The sequence below is a fragment of the Marinobacter sp. genome (genome assembly GCF_046484525.1).
Taxonomy (GTDB): domain Bacteria; phylum Pseudomonadota; class Gammaproteobacteria; order Pseudomonadales; family Oleiphilaceae; genus Marinobacter.
This window is the reverse complement of the sequence record NZ_JAWOIS010000092.1, coordinates 1-4783: the sequence shown is the minus strand read 5'-3', so window position 1 is coordinate 4783 and position 4783 is coordinate 1. Positions and strand designations below refer to the sequence as shown.

The following is a 4783-nucleotide window of genomic DNA, read 5'->3' as shown; positions in this document are numbered from 1 at the left end:
GGTCGAATCTGATGGAGAAGTATACCACGATGGTGAATAGTGAGTTGTGAGTGGTGAATGGTTGATGGTGAAGAAAATTCTGTTGCGTTGAATAAGGTAGATTGTTTATTGAAAATTGCTGATCAAAAAAAGTTAAGACATCGAATGCCACTGTTCATATCCCAATCAATAATCACTTGTGTCCCATTCACTAAGAATTTCCTTTATCTCCGCCATTGACATGGTATATAATAGATGAAAGCACAACCGAAGGAGGCTTTATGGCAAAATTGCCTTTTGAACGGGGGGAGGGGTGGGTTGAATGGATCCTGATCGCAATTCTGGCGATCCTCATTCTTGTGACCATTTTTTTATTATTGCGGCCTGCCCTATCAAATTTATGGCAGGATTTTCTTCAATCATTACAATAGGTGTCATTCTTACGATCGATTTAAAGGGCAAGATCTGGCGTTGATGATCCGATTGGCAGCATTGATCCAAAAAGGTTTCTGGCGATCACTGGATTGGATCTACCCGCCTGTGTGCGCCAGTTGTGGTCAGCCCGGCGATCGTTTGTGTGGAGAATGCCAGTCTGAGATCAAATTTATCACAGGCCACCGGTGTGCTTCTTGCGGGGAACCGATGCACCGTCCTAATCCGTGTTGTGATGCCTGTCAGCTCAGGCCACCTGCTTATACAGCCGTGCGAAACCTGGCGTTCTATCCATGGCCGTAGTTCGCGCCGAGTGATGGATGATTAATAAGCTGATTCATTCCTGCCTCAAGCTGATCCAGGTAACTATCCGCCTGGTCACCCCCCCATTCTTCGCAGGTATATATCCAGATTCCGATGAGGTCAGATTCCGCCTTCGGCGTGACGGTTAGCCTAAGCACTAATCAGCCGCCTTCATCCGCTTACGACCAGCGGCTTTGATGGCCGATATATCGAGCGGCTTGGGCTCCCCACTTGACTCCCCCTCAGCGAGGGCCTGCCTCAGCGTAACAAGACGCTCCTTGGCCAGCTGGTCTCTCCGGATAAGATCGCGGATATACTCACTATCATTGCCAAAGTGACCGCTTTCAATCTGACCTTTCACCCATTCGTCTTGCTGTTCAGTCAGCGTGATGGTTTTCCGGTGCATGCTCACAACTGGTGCTCCTTACAAAGTAGAGGTATGAAAATATCATACCATCAGCTTGAGCCGAATCAATTCCCCATTTCTTGTCGTCCAACACAGTCAGATAGCGGTCATACTGGCGACAGAACCCTCTCCACGAGCGCCAGATGACGCAGGGTAAGAGTAAGCGTTCATTCCACGACGTAGTTGACCTACTTGACGTCACGGAGAGGCCTCAATAACTCCGGCGAGACCTTGTACTGCTTCCTGCCGTCCTCGGCTAACACGATCACACTCTTGCGGTTGATCTTGGTGACGGTTCCCAGCACGGGGCCTTCCCGGCCCTCGAAGGTCACTTTCAGGCCAACCCGCAACTGACTCAGCGCCTGCAGATTTTCCTGATCCCTCAGTTCGTCGATGCGCCGACAGATGTTCTGATTCAGTTCCAGCAGCTGGTCGATGCTCATGTCTTCAATGCGCATGAACGGTGGCCTCCGGCTGTTTGTTCTGTCGGTCAGGATGGCGTGGATCGATCAGCGCCCGTAGCCGATTCTCGGCGAACCGGGTTTTCCAGAGACGAGGCGTCAGGTCGCTGACGTCGCTTGCCGGATGCAGGCTGATGCGTTGCAGCACGTCCACCAGGTAAGTGTAGGGGTTAATATCGTGCAGCTTGCAGGTGCTGATCAGGCTCTGGATGATGCCCACGTGTTCCGCGCCCAGTTCGGTCCAGCAGAACATCCAGTTTTTCTTGCCCATTGGAATGGGGCGTAGGGCCCGCTCCAGGTGGTTGGTGTCTGGCTGCACGTCGGGGTCTTCCAGGAACACGGTCAGACTCGCTTCGCGGCTGAGCACGTAGTTCAGGGCTTTGGTCAGTGGATCGCTGGGTAACAGACCGCCTTGCTCCAACTGGCCCCGGCACCACTGGAAGAGGTCGCTGACGACCGGTTTCGAGTGATCCAACCGGTACTGGCGTTTCTTCTCGCCAGTAAGCCCCTGGGTTTTGATGCTCTCTTCATTCTGGTACAGCTTCGCGATCCGTTGCAGGGCCTTGGTGACTGTCTCCGGGTGATCCTTCTGCGCCTCGATAAAGTAACGGCGACTGTGCACCCAGCACTGGGCGTGGGTGACGTTCTCCTGGGCGGCAGCATAGCGGGCAAAGGCCGCGTAGCCGTCGCTGATCAGAGTGCCGGTGAACGACTCGCTGAGCACCTGTTCGATGTGGGCACGCCCACGGCTGTTCGAGTAGGTGAACACCACTTCGTCGGCATCTCCGTACAGCGGCCAGAACCAGCCGGATTTCATTTTGCCCTTTTGCGGGCCTGCCCGGCCCTGGTGGCCGGCCTTGATGGGCGTTTCATCCATGGCCAACACCCGGCTGCGCAGCACGTTATCGGTCTGGGCATCCACAATGGGCCGAAGCAGGTCGATGGTGCGCTTGACCAGATTGGTCAGGGTGCTGCGGCTGACAGTCACACCGGCTTGCTGGATGCGCTGGTGCTGGCGATACAGCGGCAGGTGGAACTGGAACTTGTCCACCAGCAACCCGGCTAGCAGGCTGACGTCGGCCAGGCTGTTGTCCAACACATTGAATGGAGCCGGAGTCGTCACCGGCTTCTCGGTTCCTTTGCGCCGGAACACCGGGCGCTCGCATTTGAGCACCACATAGCTGGAGGCCCGCTGGGCCAGCCGGTAGGTGGTCTTGCTGCCGATCACTTCGTACTGGTCGGCCTCCGGCCAGGTCAGCTCCGGCAGCGGTGCTTCATCGGGCTGGAACAGGTTGTCCTGTTGTGAAACATCATAAACCTGCTTCTCGGATTTGGGACCGAACAGCTGCTTTTTGAACCAGTCCAGTTGATGCGTCAGCTGACGAATCGCTTCTGCCTGGGCTCCCAACTTCTCCCGCAACACGGCATTCTCCTCGGCCAGAGCCGAGTCGGAAGGTGCATTGGAAAAAGGAGCGGAAGCCGTTGAATTCATGGCCGATATTATACCGGAAGTCAGCCGTCTATACCCCCCGGAAACGCTTGAACTGGCGGTATTTCTGCACCTTGATGCCATCGATCAGCAGTTGCAGATCCGTCAGGGTCAGGGCCCGCTGACCGGAGGCGGATAACGGCACCCCGAAATGGCCCTGCTCCAGACGCTTGGCCCACAGGCAATAACCGGTGGCGGTAAAGTACAGCATTTTCATCTGGGTCTTACGGCGATTGACGAAGACGAAATATTGACCGCTGAGCGGGTCGTGCGTCAGCTGATTCCGGACCAGGGCGCTCAGGCCCCGGAACGATTCGCGCATGTCCGTGGGTTCGGTACATAGCCAGATGCGCGCCTGGCTATCGAGCCCGATCATCCGTTCTGGCTCAGCCGCAGTTCGACGCCGTTGCCGAGGCTAAGCACAATGTTCCAGCCTGGGCCAGAGGATGGAGAGTTACCCATCAACGACGAGAGATCCAGAAAACCGGCTTCACCGGAACCTGACGACTCATCAGTCGACGGATCGGACAGGCGCTTGCGCCAGTTGCAGAAACTGGCGTAACCGATATTCTCCTGTTTACAAAACAGCGGCGCTGACAAGCCGCTGGCGCGCTGCTGATCAACCAGGGCCTGCCACTGTTCGGGTGTGCGGTGCTTTCTCATGGGGGTAACCTCCTGTTGGAAATTGTGAGGTTACTGTAGGGCGAAATTTACTGGGGTGGCAGAACGTCGCGGAATGAACGCTTACGCTGTAACCTTGTTCCCGCAACTGCTGGAAAATGACCTCGGCGTTCCAGACCTCATTAGCCAACTGCTGATCGATAAAAGGCTTGAAGGGATCCAGCTTGCTGTGCCTGCGATGCTTGGGTTTGCCCGTCGGTGCTGCTGGCCGGGCCAGATAACGTCGCACCGTGCGCTCTGAACAGCCAATCCGGTGGGCAATGTCCACGATGTGTGTCCCTTGAACCCGTAGTTGCTTTATCATGAGAAAGTCCTCTCGGCTTTGCATGAGCCTTTTCCTTTTAGGTTTCGTCACCTTCAAGAAAAGGCCATGCGGGTCGGGAGGACAATCTATCCTGACAATTTACGGACTTTTAGCACCGTTGCTGACACCAGGCCGGGAACGAACTTGAATGACTGGTTATGTGCTACCCAAAGAAACAGTCATTCTCGTCGGCATTCACGATAGCAAAAAATTCCTCGATGGAGCGTGACTCAGGTTCTGGCGTGTACAAATGCCACTTCAGGTCACTGCGCATCCAGTAGATCTTCCAGCGTTGAGATTTCTTGGCGAAGGTAGCTTTTGCCACCGGCGATTCAATGATCGTGGACGGCTCCCGGAAATGGGGGCGAATCTCGACTATCTGCACGCTTTGGCCGGAAACTCGAACGTCTAAATCTAACTTGGGCCGGATCTCGACTGGCGGCCTCCGGTCTTCCAGAAATTCAGAAGCGGCGCGCTCAATTTTCTTTGCTTCAAACTCACTAAATGCCATATGGATTCTCTATGGGCACGCCCACATAACGAATGATATGGACTCCCCCTGCTCCCACGGCATCAATGTGCCACATTGAAGGTGTCGACATCTTCAATCTGAAGCAGGAGGAGTCATCATGAATGTTACAACCATCGGCATCGATCTGGCGAAAACTGTGTTCAGTATTCATGGCACCAATCAACACGGCAAGGTCGTGGTTCGCAAACGACTCAAT

General features: G+C 54.7%; 10 protein-coding genes. 3 read left to right on the top strand and 7 right to left on the bottom strand.

The window, feature by feature from the left end:
- Nucleotides 1–301: 301 nt before the first annotated feature.
- Nucleotides 302–454, top strand: coding sequence for a hypothetical protein (locus R6W86_RS18450; RefSeq protein ID WP_410330809.1), 153 nt, complete (start codon nucleotides 302–304; stop codon nucleotides 452–454).
- On the top strand, nucleotides 454–714 hold the full coding sequence (locus tag R6W86_RS18445) for a double zinc ribbon domain-containing protein (protein WP_410330808.1): 261 nt from the start codon (nucleotides 454–456) through the stop codon (nucleotides 712–714). The genes R6W86_RS18450 and R6W86_RS18445 overlap by 1 nt, the downstream gene beginning before the upstream one ends.
- On the opposite strand, the gene R6W86_RS18440 is transcribed toward R6W86_RS18445, so the two are convergent.
- The 6 genes from R6W86_RS18440 to tnpA all read right to left on the bottom strand — a co-directional run bounded on the left by R6W86_RS18440 (nucleotide 699) and on the right by tnpA (nucleotide 3733).
- Entirely contained in the window at nucleotides 699–872 is a 174-nt protein-coding gene (locus R6W86_RS18440; RefSeq protein WP_410330807.1) for a type II toxin-antitoxin system RelE/ParE family toxin, read from the bottom strand. The two genes, R6W86_RS18445 and R6W86_RS18440, sit on opposite strands and share 16 nt — an antisense overlap.
- A complete protein-coding gene (locus R6W86_RS18435; RefSeq protein ID WP_410330806.1) occupies nucleotides 872–1126 on the bottom strand; it encodes a type II toxin-antitoxin system ParD family antitoxin in 255 nt (84 codons plus the stop codon). Before R6W86_RS18435 ends, R6W86_RS18440 begins: the two co-directional genes overlap by 1 nt.
- Before the next feature lie 182 nt (nucleotides 1127–1308).
- Nucleotides 1309–1578 carry a hypothetical protein gene (locus tag R6W86_RS18430; protein WP_410330805.1) on the bottom strand — a complete coding sequence of 90 codons (270 nt, stop codon included), beginning with the start codon at nucleotides 1576–1578 and terminating at the stop codon, nucleotides 1309–1311.
- The gene (gene tnpC / locus R6W86_RS18425) at nucleotides 1568–3154 is read right to left on the bottom strand and encodes an IS66 family transposase (RefSeq protein ID WP_410330804.1); all 1587 of its coding nucleotides are present in this window, start codon (nucleotides 3152–3154) and stop codon (nucleotides 1568–1570) included. The genes R6W86_RS18430 and tnpC overlap by 11 nt, the downstream gene beginning before the upstream one ends.
- Complete coding sequence (tnpB, locus tag R6W86_RS18420; protein WP_410330803.1) at nucleotides 3102–3446, bottom strand: IS66 family insertion sequence element accessory protein TnpB; 345 nt, start codon at nucleotides 3444–3446, stop codon at nucleotides 3102–3104. The genes tnpC and tnpB overlap by 53 nt, the downstream gene beginning before the upstream one ends.
- Nucleotides 3443–3733 carry an IS66 family insertion sequence element accessory protein TnpA gene (gene tnpA, locus R6W86_RS18415; protein WP_410330802.1) on the bottom strand — a complete coding sequence of 97 codons (291 nt, stop codon included), beginning with the start codon at nucleotides 3731–3733 and terminating at the stop codon, nucleotides 3443–3445. Before tnpA ends, tnpB begins: the two co-directional genes overlap by 4 nt.
- Before the next feature lie 73 nt (nucleotides 3734–3806).
- Here tnpA and R6W86_RS18410 point away from each other — a divergent pair, with 73 nt between their 5' ends.
- Nucleotides 3807–3992, top strand: coding sequence for a hypothetical protein (locus R6W86_RS18410; RefSeq protein WP_410330801.1), 186 nt, complete (start codon nucleotides 3807–3809; stop codon nucleotides 3990–3992).
- Nucleotides 3993–4218: 226 nt separating this feature from the next.
- Here the strand turns inward: R6W86_RS18410 and R6W86_RS18405 are convergent, their stop codons facing one another.
- On the bottom strand, nucleotides 4219–4566 hold the full coding sequence (locus R6W86_RS18405; RefSeq protein ID WP_410330800.1) for a DUF3024 domain-containing protein: 348 nt from the start codon (nucleotides 4564–4566) through the stop codon (nucleotides 4219–4221).
- Between the last annotated feature and the right edge of the window lie 217 nt (nucleotides 4567–4783).

Coding starts and splice junctions, on each gene's coding strand:
- R6W86_RS18450 (WP_410330809.1), top strand. CDS start 302: ATGGATCCTGATCGCAATTCTGGCGATCCTCATTCTTGTGACCATTTT.
- R6W86_RS18445 (WP_410330808.1), top strand. CDS start 454: ATGATCCGATTGGCAGCATTGATCCAAAAAGGTTTCTGGCGATCACTG.
- R6W86_RS18430 (WP_410330805.1), bottom strand. CDS start 1,578: ATGCGCATTGAAGACATGAGCATCGACCAGCTGCTGGAACTGAATCAG.
- tnpC (WP_410330804.1), bottom strand. CDS start 3,154: ATGGCATCAAGGTGCAGAAATACCGCCAGTTCAAGCGTTTCCGGGGGG.
- tnpB (WP_410330803.1), bottom strand. CDS start 3,446: ATGATCGGGCTCGATAGCCAGGCGCGCATCTGGCTATGTACCGAACCC.
- tnpA (WP_410330802.1), bottom strand. CDS start 3,733: ATGAGAAAGCACCGCACACCCGAACAGTGGCAGGCCCTGGTTGATCAG.
- R6W86_RS18410 (WP_410330801.1), top strand. CDS start 3,807: ATGAACGCTTACGCTGTAACCTTGTTCCCGCAACTGCTGGAAAATGAC.
- R6W86_RS18405 (WP_410330800.1), bottom strand. CDS start 4,566: ATGGCATTTAGTGAGTTTGAAGCAAAGAAAATTGAGCGCGCCGCTTCT.